Source organism: Salinibaculum salinum, from assembly GCF_037645885.1.
Lineage (GTDB): Archaea > Halobacteriota > Halobacteria > Halobacteriales > Haloarculaceae > Salinibaculum > Salinibaculum salinum.
The window spans coordinates 145,021-168,586 of the sequence record NZ_JBBENW010000002.1 but is presented as its reverse complement, the minus strand read 5'-3'; the positions used below and the strand labels follow the sequence as shown (position 1 = coordinate 168,586).

19 protein-coding genes, 1 tRNA gene and 1 pseudogene are annotated in these 23,566 nt (G+C 63.1%); 10 read left to right on the top strand and 11 right to left on the bottom strand.

Annotation, left to right across the window (positions count from 1 at the left end; translation table 11 throughout):
- Window positions 1-83: 83 nt before the first annotated feature.
- The 3 genes from WDJ60_RS03755 to WDJ60_RS03745 form a co-directional block, all read right to left on the bottom strand.
- Window positions 84-677: a hypothetical protein gene (locus WDJ60_RS03755; RefSeq protein ID WP_340098649.1), complete on the bottom strand. Its 594-nt coding sequence runs from the start codon at window positions 675-677 to the stop codon at window positions 84-86.
- Between the two features lie 151 nt (window positions 678-828).
- Window positions 829-1,872 (bottom strand): GTP 3',8-cyclase MoaA, encoded by a 1,044-nt coding sequence (moaA, locus tag WDJ60_RS03750; protein ID WP_340098647.1) that lies wholly within the window; start codon window positions 1,870-1,872, stop codon window positions 829-831.
- A 76-nt stretch (window positions 1,873-1,948) separates the two neighbouring features.
- Entirely contained in the window at window positions 1,949-2,761 is an 813-nt protein-coding gene (locus tag WDJ60_RS03745) for a molybdopterin synthase (protein ID WP_340098645.1), read from the bottom strand.
- 83 nt (window positions 2,762-2,844) lie between these two features.
- Here WDJ60_RS03745 and WDJ60_RS03740 point away from each other — a divergent pair, with 83 nt between their 5' ends.
- The 5 genes from WDJ60_RS03740 (at window position 2,845) to WDJ60_RS03720 (ending at window position 13,244) form a co-directional block, all read left to right on the top strand.
- Window positions 2,845-3,165 (top strand): cupin domain-containing protein, encoded by a 321-nt coding sequence (locus WDJ60_RS03740; protein ID WP_340098643.1) that lies wholly within the window; start codon window positions 2,845-2,847, stop codon window positions 3,163-3,165.
- A 101-nt stretch (window positions 3,166-3,266) separates the two neighbouring features.
- Entirely contained in the window at window positions 3,267-3,665 is a 399-nt protein-coding gene (locus tag WDJ60_RS03735; RefSeq protein ID WP_340098641.1) for a YlbF/YmcA family competence regulator, read from the top strand.
- A gap of 1,173 nt (window positions 3,666-4,838) precedes the next feature.
- Window positions 4,839-10,322, top strand: coding sequence for a hypothetical protein (locus WDJ60_RS03730; protein ID WP_340098639.1), 5,484 nt, complete (start codon window positions 4,839-4,841; stop codon window positions 10,320-10,322).
- 67 nt (window positions 10,323-10,389) lie between these two features.
- Window positions 10,390-12,588 carry an ATP-dependent DNA helicase gene (locus WDJ60_RS03725; RefSeq protein ID WP_340098637.1) on the top strand — a complete coding sequence of 733 codons (2,199 nt, stop codon included), beginning with the start codon at window positions 10,390-10,392 and terminating at the stop codon, window positions 12,586-12,588.
- 29 nt (window positions 12,589-12,617) lie between these two features.
- The gene (locus WDJ60_RS03720; protein ID WP_340098635.1) at window positions 12,618-13,244 is read left to right on the top strand and encodes an HD domain-containing protein; all 627 of its coding nucleotides are present in this window, start codon (window positions 12,618-12,620) and stop codon (window positions 13,242-13,244) included.
- A gap of 21 nt (window positions 13,245-13,265) precedes the next feature.
- On the opposite strand, the gene WDJ60_RS03715 is transcribed toward WDJ60_RS03720, so the two are convergent.
- Window positions 13,266-13,451: a hypothetical protein gene (locus WDJ60_RS03715; RefSeq protein ID WP_340098633.1), complete on the bottom strand. Its 186-nt coding sequence runs from the start codon at window positions 13,449-13,451 to the stop codon at window positions 13,266-13,268.
- 95 nt (window positions 13,452-13,546) lie between these two features.
- Between WDJ60_RS03715 and serB the strand changes: the two genes are divergently transcribed.
- On the top strand, window positions 13,547-14,182 hold the full coding sequence (serB, locus tag WDJ60_RS03710; protein WP_340098631.1) for a phosphoserine phosphatase SerB: 636 nt from the start codon (window positions 13,547-13,549) through the stop codon (window positions 14,180-14,182).
- A gap of 15 nt (window positions 14,183-14,197) precedes the next feature.
- Here the strand turns inward: serB and WDJ60_RS03705 are convergent, their stop codons facing one another.
- The gene (locus tag WDJ60_RS03705) at window positions 14,198-15,151 is read right to left on the bottom strand and encodes a winged helix-turn-helix domain-containing protein (protein ID WP_340098629.1); all 954 of its coding nucleotides are present in this window, start codon (window positions 15,149-15,151) and stop codon (window positions 14,198-14,200) included.
- Window positions 15,152-15,288: 137 nt separating this feature from the next.
- Between WDJ60_RS03705 and WDJ60_RS03700 the strand changes: the two genes are divergently transcribed.
- The gene (locus WDJ60_RS03700) at window positions 15,289-15,600 is read left to right on the top strand and encodes a hypothetical protein (protein WP_340098627.1); all 312 of its coding nucleotides are present in this window, start codon (window positions 15,289-15,291) and stop codon (window positions 15,598-15,600) included.
- Between the two features lie 122 nt (window positions 15,601-15,722).
- Window positions 15,723-16,115 carry a DUF7994 family protein gene (locus tag WDJ60_RS03695; protein ID WP_340098625.1) on the top strand — a complete coding sequence of 131 codons (393 nt, stop codon included), beginning with the start codon at window positions 15,723-15,725 and terminating at the stop codon, window positions 16,113-16,115.
- Here WDJ60_RS03695 and WDJ60_RS03690 read toward each other — a convergent pair.
- Window positions 16,112-17,686, bottom strand: coding sequence for a DNA-directed DNA polymerase II small subunit (locus WDJ60_RS03690; RefSeq protein WP_340098623.1), 1,575 nt, complete (start codon window positions 17,684-17,686; stop codon window positions 16,112-16,114). The two genes, WDJ60_RS03695 and WDJ60_RS03690, sit on opposite strands and share 4 nt — an antisense overlap.
- Window positions 17,687-17,842: 156 nt before the next feature.
- On the opposite strand from WDJ60_RS03690, the gene WDJ60_RS03685 reads away from it, so the two are divergent.
- Window positions 17,843-18,454 (top strand): translation initiation factor IF-2 subunit beta, encoded by a 612-nt coding sequence (locus WDJ60_RS03685; RefSeq protein WP_340098622.1) that lies wholly within the window; start codon window positions 17,843-17,845, stop codon window positions 18,452-18,454.
- A gap of 59 nt (window positions 18,455-18,513) precedes the next feature.
- On the opposite strand, the pseudogene WDJ60_RS03680 reads toward WDJ60_RS03685, so the two are convergent.
- The 5 genes and pseudogenes from WDJ60_RS03680 to WDJ60_RS03660 form a co-directional block, all read right to left on the bottom strand.
- Window positions 18,514-18,663: pseudogene (locus WDJ60_RS03680) on the bottom strand (YbaK/EbsC family protein); the annotation flags it as partial.
- A gap of 91 nt (window positions 18,664-18,754) precedes the next feature.
- A complete protein-coding gene (locus WDJ60_RS03675) occupies window positions 18,755-19,522 on the bottom strand; it encodes a 2-keto-4-pentenoate hydratase (RefSeq protein WP_340098620.1) in 768 nt (255 codons plus the stop codon).
- 602 nt (window positions 19,523-20,124) lie between these two features.
- A tRNA-Arg gene (locus tag WDJ60_RS03670) sits at window positions 20,125-20,200 on the bottom strand.
- A gap of 42 nt (window positions 20,201-20,242) precedes the next feature.
- A complete protein-coding gene (locus tag WDJ60_RS03665) occupies window positions 20,243-21,328 on the bottom strand; it encodes a DUF373 family protein (RefSeq protein WP_340098619.1) in 1,086 nt (361 codons plus the stop codon).
- A gap of 45 nt (window positions 21,329-21,373) precedes the next feature.
- Window positions 21,374-21,916 (bottom strand): DUF1684 domain-containing protein, encoded by a 543-nt coding sequence (locus WDJ60_RS03660; RefSeq protein WP_340098618.1) that lies wholly within the window; start codon window positions 21,914-21,916, stop codon window positions 21,374-21,376.
- Window positions 21,917-22,138: 222 nt separating this feature from the next.
- Between WDJ60_RS03660 and WDJ60_RS03655 the strand changes: the two genes are divergently transcribed.
- Window positions 22,139-23,530, top strand: coding sequence for an FAD-dependent oxidoreductase (locus WDJ60_RS03655; RefSeq protein WP_340098617.1), 1,392 nt, complete (start codon window positions 22,139-22,141; stop codon window positions 23,528-23,530).
- Window positions 23,531-23,566 lie beyond the last annotated feature (36 nt).

The window sequence follows — 23,566 nt, the reverse complement described above, 5'->3', positions numbered from 1 at the left end:
TCGTGGCGAATCGACTCGAAATCATCGGTGTGTCACAATTGCGACTGTGCCGGTGACGCGACTGACCCACCTGCAGGGAGTGCTCAGGAAGTGTCCGTCTCGCTGTAGACGTCTGTCAAGTCCAGATAGATACTCTCCCGGAGTCGCGTCTCACCCTTTTCGAGGACGTAGAGGACCTTCCCGCCGATACGCTGTGAGGAGAAGACGCCGTCTTTGTACTCCTCGAACGTCTCGGCCTGAGAGAAGTGCCGGTCGACAATACTCTCTGCCTCCGAACGGGTGTACTCGGTCCGAAGTGCCGTCCAGAAGTCGTCTTCAGCAGAGGCCACGAGTGGGGCGAGATCCGATCCAACCTGCCGGAAGTGCGAGAGGAGGTGGTCGCGCAGTTCTGCCTCGCGGTCGCCGTCGTAGCGCTGGTAGACGGGGTTCGTACGCAAAAACCGATCTTCGTACGCAGTGTCGTCCTGCCCATCAGCCAGGGAATCGGCGTACTCGACGACAAGACGGCCCTGTTGTCGCATATCGTCCTGGATGTCTTTCGTGACGCGCTTTGCACCCGACTTGGCCGCCTTTCCGAGCAGTCCTCCGCCGAACTCCTCGGCGACGATGTCGAGCATCTCATCGGTCATCCGATCGAGAAACTCCTGATAGGTTCGCCACACTGCGCGTTTAGTCATTTGTCTGTCCTGACCGGATAGCTCGACTCGGTCGGCTTCTCCAGTGCATCTCACAACCGATTACGGCTGCGAACAAAATATACCCACTGCCCGATGCCTGTCTGACCGTGACGATCGGTGGTCGACAGGACACTCCATGCCTCGGTTCTCGTCAGTCGTCGGCCGTCGGGAGTGGCCGGTCGATGTAGTCGTCGTTGATGACCCACTCGCCGTCTTCTTTGACCATGTACTCGCCGTAGTAGGGGACGCGATTGGCGACGGTGTCGCGGAAGGTAGCGCGGATCTCCTCGCGGGTCATCTCGCCCATCGAGCGGTGGTCGTCGTGGCGGTTGAGACAGCCTTTGAATTTGCCGTCGTGGGTGACGCGGACGCGATGGCAGTTCGCACAGAAGTGTGGGTTCTCGACGGGGTCGACCACTTCGACCATCCCCTCGCCCGCTGCCGGGCCGTCACTGTCGCCGTCAGTCAGGTCGGCGGTCGGCTGTCCCTCGGGGTCAGAGACGAAGTAGCGTCTGCGGTCGTGCATTTCGCGGTGTTCGATGCGGTCGGCGCGTTCTGTGAGCCAGTTGTGAACGCGGTCAATATCGATAGCCCACTCGGGGTGACCCGCAATCTCGGGCATGTACTCGATGAGTTGCAACTGGAGCCCGTCATGGACGGCCACGTGGTCGACCATCTCCGGGACGTACCCGGCTGTCGGCTCGAAGACAACCATGTTCAGTTTGACCGGCGCGAGGCCGGCCGCGAGCGCCGCTTCGACACCCTCGATAACTCGCTCGTAGGCACCGCTCTGGGTGAGCTGGGCGAAGTCGTCCGGATCGAGTGCGTCCTGTGAGACGTTGACTCGGTCGAGCCCGGCGTCGGCTAATCCCGTGGCTCGGCCCGGCAGGAACGTGCCGTTGGTGGTCAGGGACACCTCCATCCCGTCTGGGACTCGGCGGATAATCTCTTCGAGGTCCTGGCGGAGCATCGGCTCGCCGCCTGTGAACTTGACCTTCTCGACGCCGAACTCGTGGACAACCTCGAGAATCCGGACGACTTCGTCAGTGGTCATCTCGTCGTCCTGCGGGTCCATCGGGCCGCGCGTATCACCGAGCCCCTCGTTGTGACAGTAGACGCAATCGAAGTTGCATCGGTCGGTCAGCGAGACACGGATACCCGTGACTTCCCGCTCGAACTCGTCTGCAAGAGGCATGGTACCCATTCGTGAGTCACCCGTATTAATCTTGGCACGGGACCGCTGGTGGGGCGAACCACCGGCAGGCCGTTCGTCACTCGTGGGCCCAGAACTCGTCATCGACGGTGACCTCCTTTTTGAACAGCGGGACCTCGTCTTTCAGTCGGTTGATACCGTCCTCGACGGCGGCAAAGGCTTCCTGGCGGTGACCGGCAAGCACGACGACGAAGACGATATCCTCGCCGTACTCGACGACCCCGGTGCGGTGGTGGAGCAACACCTCGAAGACGCCGTCGCGTGCTTCCAGTTCCTCCCGAATTGTTGCCATCCGTTCGGTTGCGACTTCGTCGTAGCGTTCGAATTCGAGAAATTCGGTCGGGGTATCGTCGTCGTGTTCTTTACCGCGGACGCGGCCGGTAAAGGTGGCAATAGCACCGGACTTCTCGGCGGCTGGAGAGGCTTTGGCCGTGGCAACGAGCGACGAGAGGGTCTCGAATGGGTCACGCGCCAGGAGGTCCTCGACGACGGCGTCGATATCGATGGCCGCTGCTGTCGGGGCGCTGGCGAGTGTCTCGCCCGCACTGTCGTCGTCCCCGAGGACCACCTGGGGGATAGTCGCGTCCGGGAAGTCATCGACGACGACGGCGTCGTACGTGGGGGCGAGTTGCTCGAGACGGTCGTCCAGTGTTCGCTGGTCGCCGCGTGCGTGCCAGCCGTCGTCGGTCCGGCTGTAGGTCGCGGTCGATCCGGCGTGCTGGTAGCGTGTGGTCGTCTCGTCTTCGGGAAGTGGTCGGGATGCGTCTCGGACCGTCGCGACGCGGCCGCGCTCGTCGAGACGAGCGAGGAGTTGCTCAACCAGTGACGGTCGGCCCGCATCGGCAGGCCCAGTAACGCCAACGATGTGCATACGCATGCTATTGTGGTGAACCGATGTATGTGTTACCTTCCCAGTGGCGCTGGAGTTAAGTTTGTACTCGTCTCTTTGCGAACATGGACATCGCCGACGTGACCGACCGACGGACGTTCGACGACGACTCGTTCCAGAAGAGCAACCTCTTCGAGACCGACCGGATGTTCTCGGACGTGTACTGTTTCGAACCCGGACAATCACAGACTCCCCACACCCACGAGAACGCCGACAAAGTGTACTACGTTCTCGATGGAGCGGGGACCTTCGTTATCGACGGAGCGGAGCATACCCTCGAGGAGGGTAACGCGATTATCGCGGCTGCCGGCGAGGAGCACGGCGTTCGAAACGACAGTGACGAACGCCTCCGGACGCTCGTGTTTATGGCGTGGACGACCGAGTAACACTGTGTTTGCCCGTCGACGGCCGCCAGCGAGGACCGTCGATAAGAGTCACGCTAGCATTCGCCGGTAGATTGAAGGGACCGGACTCCGACTCTCGCTCTATGAGCACCGAACCAGAGGTAGCTCCCGATACTGACGAGTCAGATGCACTGTCGCTTGCACACGACCTTGGCGGCGCTATCAGCGACCTGCCGGAGTACGAGCAGTTCCTCGAGACACAGCGCGCAGTGAAAGAGTCAGAGAAAGCACAGGAGAAAATCACGGAGTTCGAACAGGTCCGTGAGGAATTCATGCTCTCGCGGCAGTCTGGCGAGGCCACACAGGAGGAATTCCAGAAACTCCAGACGAAGCAGGCCGAATTGAACGAGATTCCGGTGATGGCCGAGCATCTCGAAGCGAAAAATCACCTCGAAGCACGACTGGCCGAACTCAACGACGCCATCTCTCAATCCCTTGCCATCGACTTTGGACAGAAAGCTGGCGGCTGTTGCGAGGACTGAACCGCGAGCGAGCACAGCACGACTCGAATTCGTTCGGACCATCCGTTCGACCGACAGTCTCAACTTTATATAATAAATGCTATGTGTACTATATCATTCTAATATTCTGCCATTCAACGAGGCTAGTATTGCCCTCTGACTTTGGCACAGATTCTATATCTTAAATTAGCAAAAAATAGTCAATATTGCTATGCTATTTCTATCTAAATCCTATAAAATATAAAATAGAGGTTAATAGTCGAACTATATTTTCGCATTTAAATCCATCCGCCTGCTACTTCAAGGGAATACGTTTCTCGACGATAGAAAACTAGTATGAACCACTCTACGTCCACTAAAATCGACTTTACGCCGCTAGTAACTTGCTGTAAGCTGGTTTATTCCACCCCAACTGCAGACCGTCTTCTGCCTCCCCTTTAAACTACATATAATATAAAAAGATATTATATATTTATGGTACTTAGGATTGACTATCGCATTTCGACTGTCACGCGGATGGTAGTGGGTGTGCGACACGTTCGGGTCGGTTCAATATCCGCCGAGACGGCGAATCCTGGCGCCAAATGCACAGTTACTAGAGAATCCTTCTGTTACTCCCAGATTTACGACCCGCCGAAAGCACGAGCATCGATTCCGTTGACGCCGCGGTACAGAGGCCAGTGAAGCGCGCGTTCGCGTGTCTAACTTCGGATTGGCAACGTGGACGGAGTCATCGACGTGAGCCGGGACCGGCCGTGGGACGAGATGACTTACTCGGTGTTGCAGACGCTGATTACGCTGTTCTAGAATAGCTCTGTGACCGGCTGGACCGGCTACGCTTCGCTTTTCGTTCAGTACGGTCGACATTGTGAGATGTGACCCGGGGATAGTATCATCTTACTTGGACAGTGACGATTGCGACAGTTTTCGCCGACGATACGGTCCGTTGGCGTCTATACTTGGAGATAGGGAACCGTTGTGCCGACGGTAAGACCAGCAGCAGGAAACTGTAGACAGACCTGAACTTTCGCCCAATCGGAAACGGTCGACGGCGTTTATTTACTATTGACACTTCGGAAGAATCCACGTTCCGAGCCAACAGTCACGGACGACGGGGGACAGCATGTTCACGCAGGCCACATCTCAGACAACGTGGAGGATCGGACGACAACCACAGCAGCGACGGGGGCAACGATGAGTCGCGTCGGTCCAGTCGTACTGGTGGTCGCGGTGGTACTCGCTGCGGGGGTCGGCGTTGGACTGGGAGCGGCAGCGACAGCCACCGGAACGACCGACGAGACCAGCGTGAGCGACGCCGGTGACGCCGAGGTCGTCAGACAGGTGGAGACTGATGACGAGCCGGTCGACTACGGCGAGTTCAGCGACCAGCTGGCGACACTCGCTGGCGCGAGCGCGGACGACCCGGTGCCCGACACCCTCTCGGCGGAGAAGCGCGAGGCCGCAAGCGAGGGTGCGCGTGAGGGCGTTCGGCTCGCCCAGGAGCAGGGCATCAACGTGACCCAACAGCAAGAAGCCGCCGCAGTCAACAGTTCCCTTCGGGCGGCCGCCGGAGTCGAGAACGCGCCCGTCGAGGACGTTCGCGCGGCGGCCAAGGGGGCGAGCCACGGTGTACTCCTCCAGAGTCAGCGCGTGAACATCACTCAGATGCAGGCGGCGGTCTACGGGAGCGCGGCCGGGTCGCTCTCACAGTACCAGCGTGCGAACGTCACACAGCTTCAGGCCGCAGCCTACGGGACCGGACACGGAGCGGTCGCACAGCACCAGCGCGCGAACGTCACACAGATTCAGTTCGCCGCCGTCGGGTCCGCCGCGGGGGCGGCCTACAGCGCTGGACAGTCCCAGCAGGCCAACGTCACCCAGATTCAGGAAGCCGGCCAGGGTAGCGCTTACGGAGCGCTCGAACAGCGCCAGGAAGTGACAGTCGTCCAAATACAGGCTGCCGCCTTCGGTGCTGGGGCCGGCGGCGCGGACAAATCGGGAGCGAGCAATCCCAAGAAGGTCCAGGAGGCTGCGATGGGTGCCGCGAAGGGCGTCCTCGTTCAGCGCCAGGACGCGAACGTCACCCAGATCCAGGCCGCCGCCAACGGGGCCTGTAAGGGCGCGCTCAGACAGAGCCAGCGCATCTCTGTCGTCCAGATTCAGCAGGCCTCCCTGGGTGCCGCGAAAGGAGCAATCAGTCAGCATCAGGTCGCGACCGTGCGACAGATTCAGGCCGCTGCGACCGGCGCGGCCGGCGGGTCGCTGACGCAAGTCCAGGAAGTCGACATCGTCCAGCGACAGTACGCTGCCGCTGGTGCGGCGAAAGGGGCCGCCAAATCCGCGGGGCAGCGCCAGATTGTGAACGTCGAACAGATACAGGCCGCCGCGAGGGGCGCTGGACAGGGCGGAATCGTCCAGATACAGCAGGTCAACGTCGTCCAGGTACAGGCGATAACCGAGGGCGCGGCCAGCGGCGCGCTCTCGCAGTACCAGCGCGCGTCGGTAGTCCAGATTCAGTCGGCCGCGCGCGGCGCCAGCGAGGGGACGCTCTCGGTGACCCAGATACAGATAGTCAACATCCAGCAGATACAGACGCTCAGCCAGCGCACGGCCGCCGACACCGCGAGAATCTCTGTCGACATCGACATCACGGACGAGACGACCATCTACAACTACGGCAAGGGGACGGCAAAAGATCCAGACAGGGAGGAAGACCCCGCGCTCAGGAGCCTCTTCTTCGGGGCTGAAGAAGAAGCGTTGTTCCTCGCCAATCCCAACGATGAGGCCGTGACCGTCACGGTGACCAGCGAGGCGGGAGACGTCCAGACGGTCACGCTCTCGCCCGGAGAGAGCCTGACGCGCGACGTCGACCCCGGCGTCTACACGCTGACCGCCGAGACTGCGGACGGGCGCACGGTCGAGATAACGGGCAGGGAGTCGCTCCGGGTCGCCGTCGGCGAGCAACTCCAGAGCCTGACCGCGACCATCGACGACGACCGTCTCGTCGTCTCGAACCCGAACGACGCGGCCGGGATGGTCGTCGTGCGGGAGGACGGCACCGTCGTCGAGCGAATCAGCGTCGGTCCGACTGGCGTCGAGTCGTGGGAGCTTCCGCCAGGAACGTACACGCTGACGGCTCAGGTCGACGGGCAGGCGGCGCCGGTCAACGGCGAAGACGAAGCCACGGTGACCGTCGAAGGGCCGATTAACCTGCGCACCGAGGTGAGCGGGCAAAACGTCACCGTCACCAACCCGAACGAGACCGGCGTCACGGTGACCGCGACAGACGGCGAGGGCAACGACACGGAAATAAACGTCCCCGCCGATTCGACCGTAAACGAGACGCTCGACCCCGGTAACTACACGTTGACTGGCGAGGCCGAGGACGGCCGGGATGTTCTCGTCAACGGCCAACAGGCGGCCGAAATCGAGATTGAATCGCCGCCTGACGAGCCGGCGGCGGCCAACTTCACGGTCGAAATCGCCTCCGTGAACGAATCTGTCGCAGCCGGCGAGACGCTCGACGTGACGGCCACCGTCACCAACGTCGGAAGTGGCGAGGGCGAAGCCAACGTCACGCTCGGCGTCGACGGCCGGGAAGTGGACTCCGAGACGGTCACGCTCGGTGCCGGCGAGAACGAGACGGTCGCGTTGACCTACGAGACCGATGAGAACGACACCGGTGAGCGTAACGTCACGGTGGCTACGCCCGACGATAGCGCGACGACCACCGTTGAGGTGACCGAGACGGCGACGACGGCAGAGCTGCAGGTCGACAACCAGACGGGTAACGGAACCACGCTTAACGTCTCGCGTGCGACCGCCAACGTGGCGTTTTCTCTCGAAGCACGGTACGGTGGGGAACTATCCCAGAGTGAGAATTTCTCGGCCGACGAGACCGCCGAAAACGAGACGCTCGTGCTGGACCCACCCATCGAGAACGACACCACCGTCGAAGTCGCCATCGTCGCTACCGAAGACGGCGAGGAGCTGGCGACCCAGGAAATAAACTACACCGCTGAGCCTGACGCCGAACCCGAACCGCAAGCCGAGTTGCAGGTCGACGACCAGACGGGTAACGGAACCGCGCTCGACGTCTCGCGTGCGACAGCTGACGTGGTGTTCTATCTCGAAGCACGGTACGACGAGGAACTATCGCAGAGCGAGAACTTCTCGGCCGACGAAACTGTCGAGAACGAGACGCTCGCGCTTGACCCACCTATCGAGAACGACACCGCCATCGAAGTCGCCATCGTCGCCGCCGAAGACGGCGAGGAGTTGGCAACTCAGGAGATAAACTACACCGTCGAACCCGACGCCGAACCCGAACCGGAAGCCGAGTTGCAGGTCGACGACCAGACGGGCGACGGAACCACGCTGAACGTTTCGCGAGCGAATGCGAGCGTAGGCTTCGCCCTGGAAGCGCGCTACGATGGGGAGACCGCTCCGAGTGAGAACTTCTCGGCGGGCACGGCTGTCGAGAACGAGACGCTCGAACTGGACCCGCCTATCGAGAACGACACCACCGTCGAAGTCGCCATCGTCGCCACCGAAGACGGCGAGGAGCTGGCAACTCAGGAGATAAACTACACCGTCGAGCGGGAGACCGTAGACCTGAACGTCTCCGTCGTCGGGCAGAACGTCACCGTCGACAACCCGAGTGACACCGCCGTCACCGTGACGGCAACCGAAAACGAAACCGGGACCGAGACCGAGCTAGCCGTCCCCGCTATCGCGAACGTCACCGAGACTTTCGACCCCGGCAACTACACGCTAACTAGCGAAGCCGAAGACGGCCGGGAGGTCACGCTCGACGGCCAGGCGGAACGCGCTATTATCGTCGAGAGTGATGAGTTCGACAGGCTCGTCGACACCTGTACGAACATCACCGAGTCTGGTAGTTACGAACTGGACGGGGACATCCAGGCTGATTCGGAAGAGACCTGTCTTCGGATAACGACCAGCGACGTCACGCTGGCGGGCAACGGATACGCAATCGACGGCGTTGGGCCAGCCGAAGGCGCGGACGGCGCGAGCGCGGGGATTCAGGTCGGCAGCGACGCGGCGAGCGTCGAGAACGTCACCGTCCGTGACGTGCAGGTGAGCGGATACGACACCGGGATTCGGACCGCCCTCGAAGACGGCGATGCGACCGTCGTCACCGTCGTGAATGCGACCGTCCGGAACAACGCGAACGGGACCGCCGTCGCCGGGGGGACTGCGACGCTGCGAAACGTCACGGCAACAGACAACGCCGTCCACGGACTGGTCGTCGGCGATGGTAGCGAGGCGACCGCTACCAACCTCACCAGCCGGGAGAACGGCGGTGACGCCGTCGCCGTCGTCGGGACTGCGACGCTGGACAACGCGACCGTCGCCGACAGCGATGGACTGGAACTAGAGGCCCGTAACGGGACTGCGACCGCCGGCGACCTCGGTGTCGGGCAGACCGCGACCGTCGCCTTCGAGGACCAGTCGGTCGGACTCGACACCGTCGCGCGGGCTGACCTGCCCGACCTGCCCGACGAGGCCGAAGCGGTTGACGCGGGACTGTCGGTGCTGAGCCTCGACGGGTCGGCCGACCTGCGTCTCGATGTCGCGACCACCGACGTCGACGACCCGGTCGAACTCTGGCGGTACAACGGCACCGCGTGGGTGCCGGTCGATGACGCGACGGTCACAGCGGAAGGTGTGAACGCGACGGTCACTGAGAGCGGGGTGTACGCAGCCGTCGCGGTCGCCGCGGAGGGCGTGAACGCGACCGTCGGCAACCGTGCTGTCTGGGCCGAGAACCCGACTGACCAGCCGCTCACGGTGACCGTCGAGAACGACACCGGCGTCGTGGAGACGCGCACCGTCGCCCCGGGCGCGAACGAGTCCATCGAGGGGCTCTCTCCCGGAGCGTACACGCTGACTGCCGAGACCGGGGACGGCGAGACCGTCCCGGTCGACGGTGAACCGACTCTGTCGTTCTCGCTGCCACCTGACCTCGCGAGCCTCGACCTGACAGTCGAAGTCGATACCGTCAGCGTCGCGAACCCCAACGATGAGGCGGTCGACCTGACGCTGGAATCGGAGACCAGCGAGACGACCTCGCGCTCGATAGACCCGGGGACGACCGAACAGTTTGGCAGTGATGAACTCGACTCCGGTAATTACACCGCCAGCGCGGAGACCGCAGACGGGAGAAGTGTCCCGGTGAACGGTGCATGGAACATCACCGTCGCGTTCGAAGGAATACTTGAACCGGTCGACGTGAGCGTCTCCGTCGACGAACAGGCGGTGACCGTCGACAACCCGGCAGAAACGGGAGTGACGGTGACCGCAACTGACGACGCCGGCGGGGAGACCCAGATACGAGTATCCGCCGGTGAGACGACGACAGAGACGCTCGAACCCGGAACCTACACGCTGACCGGCGAGGCCGACGATGGACGCCCCGTCACGCTCGACGGACAGGAGGCACTGACAATCACCATCGAGGAACAGCCCCCAGCGGTGACGACGACCGAGTCCACCGCGACGGAAACCGAGGCTGGACCACCGGAAACCGAGACGCAACAGCCGACGCCGACAGAGACCGAGACGCAACAGCCGACACCGACAGAGACAGTCACCACTGAAACCCAGACGGAAGAGACCGCGGAAACGCAAAACGAGACGACGGTCGAAGAGTGACCCGTGAGCCGAAGTTAGTCGGGTTCGGTCGCGAGGCTTTATATTAGAGAGCGGCCTACCCGCTCCTGTGTCACAGGCGTCGTATCTGCGTTTTTTCCCCTACGACCAGCCCTACGACCACCAGCAGGAGGCGATGGGGACGATTTACGACGCACTCGCGGACGGCTCCGACATCCTCTTCGAGGGTGCAACCGGGACAGGCAAGACGCTGGCCTCGCTCGCGCCCGCACTGGAGTACGCCCGCGAGACCAACAAGACCGTCGTTATCACGACAAACGTCCACCAGCAGATGCGGCAGTTCCGTCGGGACGCCTCCGCGATCAACGACCGGGAGTCGATTCGCGCCATCGTCTTCCGCGGGAAGGCGTCGATGTGCCACATCGACGTGGGCTTCGAGGAGTGTCAGGCGCTCCGGGATACGACCCGCGACCTGGTCGACACCGAACAGGACCTCGCGGATCTCGAACGCCAGCAGCGCGACCTGCTCGACGAGAGTCAGGCGGGCGACGGTGGGGCCGCCGAGGCACGCGGTGCGGTCATGGACGAACTCGACGCCGTTCAGGACGACCTCGCGGAGTTCGAGGACAAAGCTACTTGCGACCACTACTACCGGAACCTGACGGCCGACACCGACGACTTCTTCGCGTGGCTGTACGACGACGTGCGCACGCCCGACGACATCTACGAGCGGGCGGGCCAGTACGGCTTCTGTGGGTACGAACTCCTGAAGGAAGGCGTCGAGGGCGTCGACCTGGTCGTCTGTAACTACCACCACCTGCTGGACCCGATGATACGCCAGCAGTTCTTCCGGTGGCTCGGCCGCGATCCCGAGGACGTCATCGCCATCTTCGACGAGGCTCACAACGTCGAGGACGCCGCCCGCGACCACGCCCGGCGCACGCTCACCGAGAACACCCTCGAAAGCGCGCTGGACGAGTTGACGGAAAGCGACGACGCCCGCGCTGACCCCGCGTACAACGTTCTCGGAACGTTCCTGGCGGCGCTCCGCGAGGCCTACGATGACGCCTTCGCTTTCGGCGAGCGCGAGCAGGTCGACGAGAACTGGCACGACCTCTCGGTGGCCAACGATGACAGGCGAGACGACCTCACCCTCGCCTTCCTGCAGGGCTACACCGGCCCCGGATTCAGCGAGGAACTCGACCACGCCGTCGAACTCGGGCGTGACCTCGATGCCGAGTACGAGGAGGAGTACAAATCCGGCGACGCGACCGTCCGCAAGGAGTGCCAGACGCTGCAGGCTGCGACGTTCGTCCGATCCTGGCTCGACGAGGGCGACGAGATGGGGACCTACCCCGTCGTGAGCGTGCGGCGGGACGACGACGGCGCCGGCGACATCTACGGCCGCGCAGAGCTGTACACCTGCATCCCCGAACAGGTCACGCGGGACCTCTTTGCGGAACTGCATGCCAGCGTCCTGATGAGCGCCACGCTCCGGCCGTTCGAGGTGACCGAGGACGTGCTCGGGCTGGACAGTCCGGAGACGATGGCCTACGGCGCGCAGTTCCCCGAGGAGCGCCGGCGGACCTACGCTGTCGATGGCCCAGCTCTGTTCGCCAGCAAGCGCGACGACCGACAGGTTCAGGAGACCATCACCGACACCATCGAGGACGCCGTCCGCTTCACGCCGGGGAACACGCTCGTCTTCTTCCCCTCCTACAGTGAGGCCGAGCGGTATCACGAGCGGGTCCACGCTGGGACTGGCTATCTGGACGAACCCGGGACCGCCGCCAACGACCTCCGTGAGCAGTTCGCCGCCGCCGACGACGGCGTGCTCTTTACCTCACTGTGGGGGACGCTCGGTGAAGGGGTGAGCTTCGACGGCGACGACGCCCGTACCGTCATCGTCGTGGGCGTCCCGTACCCGCATCTGGATGACCGGATGGAAGCCGTCCAGGCCGCCTACGACGAGGTCTTCGAGGTCGGCGAGGAGGACGGCACCGGCCAGACCGTCCAGAACGAGGACGCCGGCTGGCACTACGCCGTCGAGATCCCCACGATTAGAAAGACTCGGCAGGCGATGGGGCGAGTCGTCCGCTCGCCCGAGGATTTCGGTGCGCGTATCCTTCTGGATGGGCGGTACACCGAGCGTGCAGAAATCGAGATGGGCCAGTATGCCGTCCGCGGGGCGTTCCCCACTGAGGAGCGGGCCGAGATGGTCGACGTCCAACCGGAGAAGCTGAAGTTCGGCCTGCTGAACTTCTATCAGGATGTCGACGCGTACGACGGCGACCCGCCGACTCCCTAGCAGACGATTCCGACACTGGCTGTGAAACGATGGATATCGAGGAACTCAGAGAGGCAGCACGGACGTACTTCGACACGAGCCCCGCCCACGACTGGCACCACGTCCAGCGCGTCGAGACGCTCGCCGAGCGACTGCTCGAAGCCGTCGACGCCGACGAGCGGACGGTTCGCCTCGCCGCCATCCTCCACGACATCGGCCGCACGCGCGAGGACCACGGCGACATCGACGACCACGCCGCGTGGGGGGCACGCGAGGCGCGCTCGCTGTTGGCAGCGCGCGGGGTCGACGAGGGGCGTATCGATGCCGTCTGTCACGCCATCCGCGTCCACCGCTACTCCAGCGATCGGGAACCCGAAACGCTGGAGGCGAAAGTCCTCTGTGACGCCGACAACCTCGACGCGCTCGGTGCGGTGGGCCTCGCCCGCTCGTTCACTTACGGCGGCGAACGGGGACAGGCGATATTCGACCCCGACCTGCCACCAGCGGAGGACGATACTCCAGGTGGGTCGACACAGTACAATCATCTCCACAAGAAGATACTCGACCTGCCCGAGCGGATGTACACCGACGCCGGCCGGGAGGTAGCGGAGAGTCGACGAGCCTTCGTCGAGACGTTTCTCGACCGCTTCGACAGGGAGATCGACGGCGACGCGTAGCGGTCGATTCGTGCGAGCGGGTCACCCTCTCCGCGCTTCGTACAGTTGCGCAGCGACGATACCCAGCAACAGTGCAATCCCGAACTGCACGAGGTCCGACCCGACGTTCAGCGCCGACAGCGTGGTGAGGGCGACGACGGCGACGATGCCGGCCAGCGCCGATCCGAGGAGCGTCTGTCTGAACGAGCGGTCGTTAGCGTCTGCCATGGGACGGCGTTCGACCGCCGCCGGAATATACTGTTCGCTGTCGTGTTCGAGTGGAAATCAAGGGGTTTGACTTGCCCGGCCGCAAATCGGCGGGCATGACAGTCGTTGCCTTCGACTTCGACGGGACGCTTTCCGATTCGGAGATGACCGTGTTGCTCGGCGACCAGTGCGGGGTTGCCGACCAGATGGACGAAATCACCGAGCGGGCGATGAACGACGAAATCGAGTACGCCGAGAGTCTCCGCCAGCGGTGTGCGCTGCTGGAGGGACTGGACGACGAGAAGGCGCAGGCGGCTTTCGACCAGGTGGTACTCCGCCCCGGCGCGGCCGACGTCATCGAGGCGCTCCGCGAGGCCGGCGTCTACGTCGCCATCCTCACCGGTGGGTTCGAACGCGGCGTCGCCGCTGCACTCGAAAAAGAGGGCGTCGAGGTCGACGCTATCGTCGCGAACCGCCTGCCCGTGGCCGACGGAGCATTGACGGGTGGGGTCGAGGGACCACTCATCGAGGGAACCAAAGACGACGCACTGGAGGTCCTGACCGCAGTCGTCGGCGAGGACCGCGAGAACACGATTGCCGTCGGCGACGGTGCCAACGACCTCCCGATGCTGGAAGTCGCGGGCCTCGCCGTCGGATTCGAGCCGAAACCGAACGTCGCACCCTCCTGTGAGGTCATCGTCGAGACGATGGCAGAACTGCAGGACGTGTTGTCCGGTGAGGACGTGCTGTAACGGCGGCCAGACGACTCACCGCGTCGATTCGAGGACGTTCAATTCTTCGTCGACCGTGAGCGACAGCGAGTCCCCGCCGACGGTGTACGTGACCTCGATTCGGAGCGGGTCTGTCGAGCGAATCGCCACGTCGTAGTCCTGTGTGATGCTGTTGACAGCCCGAATCGAATCGGGATCGATGGGATTGAGACCGTGGTCGGTGACGAAATCGAGTAGTTCCGTAGACGCGAGCAGGCCGATTCCGATTCCGCCGCCGCCCTCGTAGATGCAGTTCGAACACCGGAATCCCACCCGGACAGCGTACACGCTTTCACACGAGTCACAGAGACCGTCCCTGGTGTCGTGGTCCTTGCAGATATCGACGCTGCGTTCGACGGTCGCCGAACAGCGAGGGCAGATACCGGCCGCAAGCGAGTACACCTCGAGCGTGCCGGCTATCCAGGCGGCCTGTAACACCTCGGTCGGCGAACGGTCGCGAACTCCTGCAGGTGGGAGCGGAAGACGACCGAGATACCCCTCGTCGACGACAGTTCCTCTGCGTTCGTTCCCGAACGCCCGCCCGTACCGGCCTGAACACTCCGTACAGAACAGTCGGATACTACCTTCCTTCCACGTTACCTCGACCGGCGCGCCACAGTACTCACAGGATTCGTCGACGACCGTTCGCTCCAGGTCCGGCGTCTCCGTGACGGCCCCCGAGAGGACCGCTTCGACGACCCGCCGTCCCATCCTGCTGAGCGTGTAGCCGTCCCCGGTCTTCCTGACGAAGTGTCCGACCAACTTCTCCAGGTGGTAATTGAACTGGCCGGAGTCGCGCACGTCTATTCTGTCGTGAAGCTCCGAGAACGGCAGCGGGTCCCTTGCGTCCCCGAGCGTCCGAAGAATCGCGACCCGCGTCTCGTTGCCCAGCAGTGCGAACGCGTCGTCGGGAGAGAGGGCCGACTCGGTCTCAGTTCCGCCGTCTGTCATGGCACGACGTACGAACACCGGCCACGTAAAGCCATCAAATATTCAGATATTATACAGAAGTCGATTTCGGAAAACGAGCTTACAGAAATGTATTTCAGATTACTGTTATGGGGATGAGTCCCTTCTCGACAACTACAATGAGACATCCATCGAATATAAACAGCGAGCGGAGCAGGTCTCCCAAGTCACCTCCCGGTACGGGAGGGAGTCTCGTCCTGGGTCTGCTCCTTGTCGGGATACTGGTTGCCGTGAGCTACCCGGTCATCGTCGGGGCCGCGCTCCTCGGCGCACTCTCGTCGAGTCTCTATCAGCGGATTCGACAGGATAGTGATGAGAACGGGCAGACGAGTACCGACAGTGTGAGCGAGCAGCGACCGCAATCGAGCGCGGCGGCAGTCGGCGACCGGCAGGCGCGTCGGAACGGAAACGGCTGCTGCGAGCAGGTCTAAGCGGCTCTTTGTCTCTGGCGGAACGACTCCTCGATATACATCTACTGTTAAGTCCGGAGCACACAAACTGGCGCGTGTATGCGACCCTGCACACAGAGTCACTTGCCGAACGTTGGTCACAGATGAACGTCCGGCGAAATCGCCGGCTCAGTGGGATTATCGGTGCCTTTCTGATTCTCCTCGCTGGCGGCGTCATCGCACTCATCGGGACTGATCTCTTCTCCGAACCGGTGTTGCTCGCCCAGGCGACGCTGCTGGGACTGGCTGGCGTGTTCGACATCGTGGCGGCGACCGACAACGCACTGACCGACCGCTGGGGCTGGTACCAGTGGAGCGGGCTCGGAAACATCCTGCTGGGACTCTCCCTGCCCCTCGCGTTCGTCGGCAGCGGCGACCAGCTATTCATTCTCGCTGTGACTGCTATCGGCGGACTCTCGCTGGCCGCGATGGGACTGGACATGGCGGCGTTCCACGGGAAGTACACCCGTGGCGAGCGGCTCGACCAGGAGAGTTAAACGAACTTCCGAATCGTCAAATCCAGCGTATCGAGGTCGACGATGGGCGCAAAGCCCGAATCTGGGTCGATGTTGACGCTCTTCTGGAAATCCGTCTGCGCCTGCCAGCAGCCGGAGTTGATGGTGAGGACGTTGTGGTACTTGCCGTAGCCGAGTTTGTGGACGTGTCCGGAGTGGAAGATGTCGGGCACCTCGTCCATCACCAGGTAATCCTGGTCTTCGGGGGCCAGCCGGGTGTGGCCGCCGTACTGCGGTGCGACGTGGCGCTTCTTGAGGAGCTGGTACATCGCTTTGTGTGGCTCGTCGTAGTTGGCCTTCTCGTCGGGGAGTTCTGCGATGACCTCGTCCAGTGAGACGCCGTGGTACATCAGCACCGAGACGCCCTCGATAGTGACCATCGAGGGGTTCGAGACGATGCGGGCGTCGTGAGCCGACATCAGCTCCCGGAGCTCCTCGTCGAAGGCCGGCTGGGGTTCGGCGAGGCGGACGGCGTCGTGGTTGCCCGGAATCATCACGATCTCCATGTCGCCGGGCACTTCCTTCAGATACTCCGAGAACGCCTCGTACTGGTCGTAGATGTCGATGATGTCCAGTTCCTCGTCCTGGTTCGGGTAGACGCCGACACCTTCGACCATGTCGCCGGCGAGCAGGAGGTACTCGATTGCGTCTGCCTCCTCGGTGTGGAGCCAGTCGGTAAATCGGTGCCAGGCGTCGGCCATGAACTCCTCGCTGCCGACGTGAACGTCCGAGATGAGCGCCGCCTGAACGTGGCGGTCGGCGGTAGAGGGGCTGTACGTGCGGGGAACGTCCGGGAAGTGAATCGAGTCCGCAAAGAGGATACCACCATCGTCGGCGAGCGTCCCCTCGATGGCGATGACCTCGTCGTAGAGCAACTCCTGGACCTGGGAGGCGAAGGCCCGGTCTTTCATCACCAGACAGGGGAAGGTCCCGTTTGTGTCTTCGAGTTCGACCAGCCAGTGACCGCTGGCTGTCGAGCGGATGTCCGACACCATCCCGACGATAGCCGCGTCGCTGTTGGGTGCCATCGATTCGAGCGTGTCAGTCGGCCGGTGGTTGACCCGACCCCGGAGCTGTCCGGCGAGTCGCTCGTAGCGGTCGCGGAAGACGGCGACGAAATCACGGTACTCGCCGGTCCCCGTCGACTGGCCGGTCATGTCACCCTCGATGTCTATCGAGCGCGAGGTGTCGACATCCTGGTCTGCAGACCCCTCCGTTTCGACTGGAGTCACGCTACCACCGTTTGTGTGTTTCTCCGGCGCTGTTCCACCCGAAACAGAGGGGTCGTGTGGGTCGTTCTCGGGGCCCGTTTGTGAGCGATTGGCGGCGCCGCCATTCACGAGGGAACCGCCTGCCTCCGCGGCTGTATCGAGGGCCGTTCTGGCGTGGTCGGTGGAGATCTTGACCGCGTCGTCGGGGGTCGCTTCGACTGCACGCTCGACTGCGCTTTCGGGGTCAGGGGCGTTTGCCAGTAGCGTGACCGCCTCGCGCTCGGCGTTGTAGCCGCGACTCGCGAGTTCGCTGACGACGTGGGCCGGCGTCTCCAGAGGCACAGCGGAAACTGGCGTGGGACGAGCAAAAGCGTAGCGGACCAGTCTCACGAGATCTGTCCCTGCTGCAGTCCGCCGTCGTTGCCGGGGATGTAGAGCGGGGTGGTACCTGACCACACTATTCGACAACCCTTTCGGTGGCTATCCCGTCGAGAGGGTATGAACTACGACACCGCCCTCGACAGGGCGTACGACGATTTACCCGAACAGACCCACGACGAGGGCTCGCGTCTCTCGGTTCCGGACCCGGTCGGCGAGACGGACGGCGACTTCACGCGGCTCACGAACGTCGGCGCGATCGCCGACGCGCTCGGACGGGAGCCGGAGCACGTTCACAGCGCCATCCAGCGAGCGCTGGGGACCAGCGGCCAGTTCGACGGCGACCGCGCCCGCTACAACGGCTCGTTCGACCAGAGTGACTTCGACGCCGCACTCGACGACTACATCGCGGAGTTCGTCACCTGCTCGGAGTGTGGCCTCCCCGACACCATCCTCACCCGCGAGGACGGCATCGAGATGCTGCGCTGTCAGGCCTGTGGTGCCTTCCGTCCGGTCCAGAAGCGCACGAGCCCCAGCGCACAGACGCGCACGGCCGAACTCGAAGAGGGCGGTACCTACGAACTGAAGATTACCGGAACCGGCCGGAAAGGCGACGGCGTCGCCGAGAAAGGCAAGTACACGATTTTCGTCCCCGGCGCACAGGAGGGGCAGGTCGTCAACGCCTACATCAAGAACATCAACGGAAATCTCGCCTTCGCGCGGCTGGCCTGACGGTCACTGCACGGCCGAATCTCCACGCTCTCTGCGTCCAACTGTTCTGCGAGTCAGGCTTCGCTGACCTGATCTGCCTCGCTGATCACGACCATCACCGGCTCGCCGCCAGCGACGAATACCGGCCCGCTGGCTATCTGTGCCACGTCACAGCCGACGACGCTGGCCGCGTCTCCGGCTGTCTTCGTCCCCTCCGGGAACTCGTGAACTCCACCGCTCGTCGGTGCATGTGCGTCCCTAGACCGGTAGCCGACAAAAATACCGCGCACGCTGTCGGCTGCTCGCTACCGCTCGTGCACGCTACTCGGCGTGTGCGACGACCGACCCCAGCGAAGAAAACCGAGCGACGACCGTCTCGCCAGCAGCGACGGGAATCGGCTCGGTAATCGACCCCGTGCTGACGATATCCCCCGCCTGCAGCGCGTCGCCGTGGTCGGGGAGCCGCTCGGCGAGCCAGGCGACGGCGTCGGTGGGGTGGCCAAGCACCGCTGCGCCAGTGCCCGTTGCCCGCCGCTCGCCGTCGATGAGCACCTCGACGCCTTCGCGTGCGAGGTCGACGTCACCGGCGGTCGTCTGGTCGCCGACGAGCAGCCGGGCCGCGAGCGCGTTGTCGGCGATGGCCGTCGCTGCCGTCACGTCCCAGTCGCGGATTCTGCTGTCGACAACTTCGATGACGGGCACGACGAGTTCGGTGGCGGCGACGACCTCGTGACGACGCACCGGCGGGGACAGGTCTTCTCCGAGCAGGAAGGCGATCTCCGGCTCGATTCGCGGTTCGATGAGCGTCGCCGTCTCGAAGCGCCGATTCTCGCGGACGGTCTCGGCGAGAACGCGTCCGTACGCCGGCACGTCGACGCCGAGGTCCGACCGGACGGCCTCGCTGGTGAAGCCAACCTTGTACCCGACGGGCTCTCCCTCTGTCTGGGCTCGCCGCTCCAAAAATGCGTCCTGAGCTGTATATCCTTCCTCTACAGTCAAATCAGCAGGGAGTGACGCTGGGTCGAGTGGTTCTGCTTCCGTATACGCTCGATAGAGTTGCTCGCCCAGTGCGTCGGTATCGACGGACATGGCTCCTATTCGACCAGGAGTACCTTACCGATTTGGTCCGTGCTCTCACTCTTGTCGTTCCACTGGTGGCTCTTCTCGACCGCAAGAAACGGTCACCGCCAGAGGGAGATCGAGAGGTCAGGTGGCAATCTTGTCAGGGGGGCAATACAGGTCTCTCGATCTCGATTGGTGTCAGCTAGCGGTGAACAGGATGCGTCTACGATCCTGTTATGGGCCGCAGCGAAGCGGCAACTAATCCTGTGTTTGGAAGGGATATATATCCAGTAACGGGGTTGCTGTTACTGTAATTGGACGAAAGAATTATCTGTCTCCTCGAGACCGGCATCTCGCCGGCAGTAGCAGGACGGAATCTCGACGAGTGCAGTGTTTCGGCGATCCGCTCGGCGATTTTGCGGGCACGGTGGGATTTTCACCCGATGCCAGACCTCGCTTCGCCCGGTCTGCCGTGATTCAAATCCGGTGTCGTTACTGCCCACTATCGTTCAGCGGCTTCACGGGCACGGTGGAATATTGAACTACGCCCGAGAACCTGCGCTGCGCGCAGAACCTCGGTCTACTTCAAATCCCACGGAGCCGTTACTGCTCACTTTGTTCGCAGATAACGGGCACGGTGGGATTTGAACCCACGACCATCGGATTAGAAGTCCGATGCTCTGGTCCGGACTGAGCTACGTGCCCTCACGACTCCGTTATCCGACGAAGGGCAAAAGCAGTGGGGATTCACGCCGCCTCGGGGTCCCGACCCCACCGCGATTCCACGACGGCAAAGGAGAGCGTACTCGCCAACCCTAGCAGGGTCCCGCCGGTGAGCACCAGCGCCAGATAGCCAAGTTCCACGTACCCAAGGAAGAACGCGCTCAAGCCGTGGAGTACTGCGGCGATAGCCAGCACGTAAAAGGGCGCGTTCAGATACCGCCACTCGAAGGTTCCGGCGAGATACTCGTCGGTGACGCGACCGAGACTGCTCGTGATGCCGGCCGCGGCAATCCACTGGACAGAGCCGTAGACGACTGCCGAGAGGATGTCGACGACGCCGGGCGCGGCTGAACTTGCAGCCTGGATCTCCTCGAGCGTCTGGAGGCCGCTGGCAGCGCCGATGGTGACTAGCGCCGCCGCGGCGACGTAGGTAATGAGTGTCACGCGGCCGGTAAAAAGCGCCGACCGAGCGCGGGAGACGACACTGTCCAGGGTCTCCTCTAGGCCGAACCCGCGGGCCAGAATATAGAGCCCGAGCAACGCCGACGTGATGCCAAAGACCGGACCGGGAAAGCCCAGTGTCTCCGCGAGAATTGTCAGCGGATATATAAGTAGCAGGATACCAAGCGGGACGAGAATCGTCCCGCGGGTCTCGGGGTCGTCGAGCACCTGTTTGATGGTGTAGTACATCGATTCGAGGTCCTGGGCCTGGCGGACGACCACGCGTCGGACGCCGTCGATAGGGACCCGCGAGCGGATGACGGGGACGACCGACTCGTCCTGTGCGCCGTCGGTAACGACGAGCGCTGTCACGTCTTCACTGGTTGCCAGTCCGGCGAGTACGCGGTCGAGTTCCTCCCCAACGGCGCGGTTTGCCGCCACGTCCGACCCGTCGACGCCGGTGACTGCGGCGACCTCGACTTCCTCGTCAGTGAGACTATCGAAGAGGTGACACCCCTCGAAGAGGACGTTCACGTCGCTATCTTCGGGGTCTGCGGTTGCGAGTGCGACTGCTGCGTCCTCGACGGCCTCGCGGCCGACGACCGGCGTCTCCACGTCGGTCTTCCGGCCGAGGTCGTCGTCGAGATCGACACACAACACCAGCAGCATTGTGTATCGGTATGCTATCCCCGTTTATCTGCTTTCGGGCGAGCGTCAGTGCCCGTCGTCGTAGGCTTTCTCGCCGGCTTCGATGGGAACGTCGAGCCAGTTGTCCATCGGCGGGAGCGGACACTCGTAGCGGTCCGAGTACGCACAGGTCGGGTTGTACGCCTCGTTGAAATCGAGTATCCACGTGCCGTCGTCGGTTCGGTGGTGCTCCGGTTCGAGGTCGAGATAGCGGCCCGCACCGTAGGTTTCTTCGCCGCTGGTCGCGTCGCGGAAAGGGACCCACAGCCGGTCCTCGTCTGGGTCGGACTTGTACGCCTGCAGCGTGACCGTCTCGCCATCGACGGTGAACTCGAACTCGCCCCACGCCAGATACTCCTGTTCTCCGTCGGTACTCGTTCCGACGACGACTGGCTCGGGCTCGTCGTATCGGTTCAGCGGACGCTCGAACCGGTACTCGGGGTCGACCGGGTAGTACTCCAGCCCGTCGAACGACGCCCGCTCGTCCTCGGCCAGCGGTGACCGAGGATCCTCCCCGAAGTACCTGTCTTTCTGCTCGCGCTCGTGTTCGATTTGGGCTTGCCAGCTCATCTGTTGTGTGTATAACTTTGCACTCGAAACACAAAACTGCCGTGCTCGTCTCCGCTTTGCTCCCTCGGCGGCAACCGACGAAATCTAAATCCAGGTCTGGCCGCAAAAAGCAGTAGATGTGTCGAAGCCCTCTCCCCGCTTTCATCTGCTCTGTTCATTTTCCTCCGGTAGTATTGTGAACATAACAACATACTTTAGTCGGCTCTCGACGAAGATCTAGGTATGTCTGCTCCAGTAGTAGTCGTCGGAGGCGACGCCGCGGGGATGAGCGCAGCAAGCAAATTCAAGCGCGACGCACCAGACCGGGATGTCGTCGTCTTCGAGAAAGGCGAGTGGGTCTCCTACGGCGCCTGCGGACTGCCCTACTACGTCAAAGGCGACGTGGAAACACTGGAGGACCTCGTCTCTGTCCCGGCGGAGGCGTTCCGAGAGGAGCGCGGTATCGACCTCCGGACCGGCCACGAGGTGACTGCAATCGACCGCGAAGCACAGACGGTGACCGTCGCAGGACCGGAGGGCACGTTCGAGCAGGCGTACAGCGACCTCCTGATTGCGACCGGTGCCCGCGCTGTGGAACCGCCACTCGACGGGATGGACCTCGATGGCGTGTTCACACTCCACGACATGGAGGCGGCCGCGGATATCCGTCGGGCCCTCGGCATCGAGACGCCCGCAGCGCGCGAACCCGGTGAGTCGTCGGTTCCCGACGGTCTCGACTCGGTCGGAATCATCGGTGGCGGGTACGTCGGCATCGAGATGGCCGAGGCGTTCGCCCACCACGACCTCGACGTTCACATGTTCGAGATGCTGCCGCACACGCTCCAGCCGTTCGGTGCCGAGGCCGCTGCGACCGTCGAGGACCACCTCCGCGAACAGGGTGTCGACCTCCACCTCGAGACGGCTGTCGACGGGTTCCTCGGTGACGATGTCGTCGATTCCGTCGCCGCTGGCGACGCGGATGTGCCGGTCGACCTCGTTCTCGTCGGGGTCGGCGTTGCGCCGAACACCGAACTGGCCGAGGAGGCTGGCATCGAACTCGGGGACACCGGGGCTATCGCCACCGACGAGTACGGCCAGACCAACGACAAACACGTTTACGCCGCTGGCGACTGCGCCGAGGCGCGAAACGTCGTCACCGGTGAACCCGACCACGTCCCGCTCGCGCTGACGGCCAACCGCGCCGGCCGGGCTATCGGTGCGACGCTTGCTGGCGACCCGACCCCTGTCGGAGAAATCGCCGGCACGGCCGCGCTGAAGGCGTTCGACCTCGACGTCGCCCGGACCGGCATCACCGACGAAGAGCGTGCTCGCGAAGCCGGCTTCGACCCCGTTAGCGTCACCATCGACGCCCCGTCCCGTGCCCACTACTACCCCGGCGGCAGCGAGATTCAGGTGACGCTGTTCGGTGACCGCGAGACGGGCCGCGTCCTCGGTGCCAGTCTGGTCGGCCACGAGTCGACGGTCAAGCGCGTCGACACCGTCGCTGCTGCCCTCTACGCCGAGATGACCGTCCAGCAACTCTCCTATCTCGACCTGGCGTACGCGCCACCCTTCAGTCCCGTCTGGGACCCCGTGCTGACCGCGGCGAAGGTGCTCGCGGGCAAACTCGACTGAGGATTCGACACGAAACACACGTCTTTTGACGATTGG